Here is a 2,483-nt window from a genome sequence, read left to right as displayed (position 1 = left end):
CCAGCTGGATGGAGTCATTACGACATCGGAAGTGCTGTTCCCGCATTACCGGGAAGCGATTGAAAAAGCGTTTGGATGTGAAGTCTATGACCAATACGGGGCCAACGACGGCGGCGTGACCGCTTTTGAGTGTGACCAGCATGAAGGACTGCATATCGGAATGGAACGCTGTGTTGTCGAAATCGTTGATGATGAAGGAAACCCTGTACCGGACGGGGAAGAAGGACGGATTTTGCTTACCGATTTGTCTAACTACGCAATGCCGTTTATCCGCTATGAAGTCGGAGACTATGGAGCAATCACAAAGGAGCCTTGCGCTTGTGGACGCGGCCTGATCCGCCTCACTCATATAAAAGGGCGTCAGCAGGAATTCGTCTACAGCAAAAACAATCGAAAAGTTCACGGAGGCTTCTTCTCGACGACGTTCAGACAGTATGATGCAGTGGAACAATTCCAGGTTAAACAGGACGAAATTGGGGAAATAGTCATAAGACTGCGTTTGAACGATCCCGCTTTCGAGAAACAGTTAGATAAGCTGAAACAAACCATTGTAAAACAAGCAGAACTGGATAAGGTTACGATTGAACTCACCGATCAGTTTGAAAAAACTAAAGGTGGAAAACATAAATTTGTCATAAATAACGTCGCTGAAACAAACGAATCAGTGGTAAGGTAACGGATGGAAAGGGAGTTTTTGTTATGAAGAAATCGTTGTGTGTGGTCGGCTTAGGATATATTGGTTTACCGACTTCTGTCATGTTCGCGATCAATGGACATAAAGTGCACGGAGTAGACGTCAACGAAAAAGCAGTAGAAATGGTCAACAGTAAACAACTTCATATAGAAGAAAACGGGCTGGAAGAGCGCCTCAAGGAAGCTGTGGACAGCGGAATGTTCAAAGCTTCTACAGAGCCTGAGGAAGCGGATGTATTCATTATTGCGGTTCCGTCACCGATTCGTGAGGACAAAACGGCTAACCTGGATTATGTGCGCAATGCAACAGAGGCTATCGTCCCTTATGTGAAAAAAGGGGACCTCGTCATATTGGAATCGACCGTTCCTCCTCGTACGGTTGAAGATGTCATGCTGCCGGTGCTGGAGCGTTCTGGACTGGATATCGGAGAGGACATTTTTGTAGCTCACTCTCCTGAGCGTGTCATTCCAGGAAAGGTGTTCCAGGAACTAGTGGCTAACGACCGTATCGTTGGCGGAATCAATGAAAAATCTTCACAAATGACTAAAGAGTTATACGAAGTTTTCGTGAAAGGGAACATCCACTTGACGGACGCTACGACGGCGGAAATGGTCAAAGTCATTGAAAACACGTATCGTGATGTAAACATCGCGTTTGCCAACGAACTGGCTCTTATCAGTGAGAAAATCGGAGTCAACGCCTGGGAAGCGATTCGCCTTGCGAACTTCCACCCGCGCGTCAACATCCATACACCTGGACCAGGAGTAGGCGGACACTGCATCGCGGTCGATCCATGGTTCCTTGCTGAGATTGAACCGGAGCTGTCAAAAATCATTCAGCTTTCCCGTAACACGAACGATCACATGCCGACGTTCACAGCTAACAAAATTGAAGAAATTCTTAAATCGAAAGATATCAACGACGGCAAAGTTGCGATCTTCGGTCTTTCCTTCAAAGCGAATATCGATGATCAGCGCGAAAGTCCGTCTCTCGAAGTCATCAAAAAGCTTGTTGAAAAAGGCATCAGCTTCACAACTTACGATCCACATATCAAAGAAAATGTCGCATCAAACCAGACACAGGATATGGATGAAGCTCTTGAGCAATCAGATGTTGTTGTCGTGCTAACGGATCACAATGAATTTAAAGAGCTTGACCCTGAACGTGTAGGAAGTAAAATGAGAAACAGAATCGTTTTTGATACGAAAAATGCATTGCCGCTCGGTCAGTGGGAAGAGGCAGGGTTTACGATCAAACGATTAGGAGATTCAAAAAATTAGTAGGGGTAAAGGTGAGACTATGAAGGAAACGTTTCTTGGCGTTGATGTAAGCAGTTCTACCTATCAACAGCTCAACCAGCAAATTTTTGATGACATCCGACATAACCGACAATCAATGATCGTTGCCATCAATCCTGAAAAGATTTTAAAAGCTCAGGATGACCCGGACTTGATGGAGCTGCTTAATAAAGCGGACTATCAGATTCCGGATGGTGTCGGTGTTCTTTTTGCGTCTCGGCTAAATAGCGGCGATATCAAGAATCGTATCACCGGCATTGATATGTTCCTGACTTTATGCGAGCAAGCTGCACTTTACGGGAAATCCGTGTTCTTGTACGGAGCAAAACCGGGCGTCGCCGAACAAGCAAAGGATCGCCTTCAAGAGCGCTATCCGAACTTGAAAATCGCTGGCGTGCTTGATGGGTACATCAAAGATGAAGAGTACATCAAAAAGACCATCAATGAAGCGAACCCGGACATTTTGTTTGTCGCTCTTGGAAGTCCTGCAC

3 protein-coding genes are annotated in these 2,483 nt (G+C 45.8%); all 3 read left to right on the top strand.

Going from position 1 to position 2,483, the window contains the following annotated elements; all coding sequences use genetic code 11:
- A partial coding sequence (locus tag LD39_RS17580; RefSeq protein WP_035550795.1) for a phenylacetate--CoA ligase family protein occupies nucleotides 1–676 on the top strand: 676 nt, incomplete at its 5' end.
- A gap of 23 nt (nucleotides 677–699) precedes the next feature.
- The gene (locus LD39_RS17575; protein ID WP_035550793.1) at nucleotides 700–1,974 is read left to right on the top strand and encodes a nucleotide sugar dehydrogenase; all 1,275 of its coding nucleotides are present in this window, start codon (nucleotides 700–702) and stop codon (nucleotides 1,972–1,974) included.
- Between the two features lie 19 nt (nucleotides 1,975–1,993).
- Nucleotides 1,994–2,483: WecB/TagA/CpsF family glycosyltransferase (locus LD39_RS17570; protein WP_035550790.1), on the top strand; the 490-nt coding region annotated here is incomplete at its 3' end.

Origin of the sequence: Halobacillus sp. BBL2006, from assembly GCF_000786645.1 — a bacterium.
Taxonomy (GTDB): domain Bacteria; phylum Bacillota; class Bacilli; order Bacillales; family Halobacillaceae; genus Halobacillus.
Note: the sequence above shows the minus strand (reverse complement) of the source record. Positions and strands in the feature narration are given on the sequence as shown.

Bases quoted from the DNA above. Each gene is read 5' to 3' on its own strand.
- LD39_RS17575 (WP_035550793.1), top strand. From the start codon at position 700: ATGAAGAAATCGTTGTGTGTGGTCGGCTTAGGATATATTGGTTTACCG.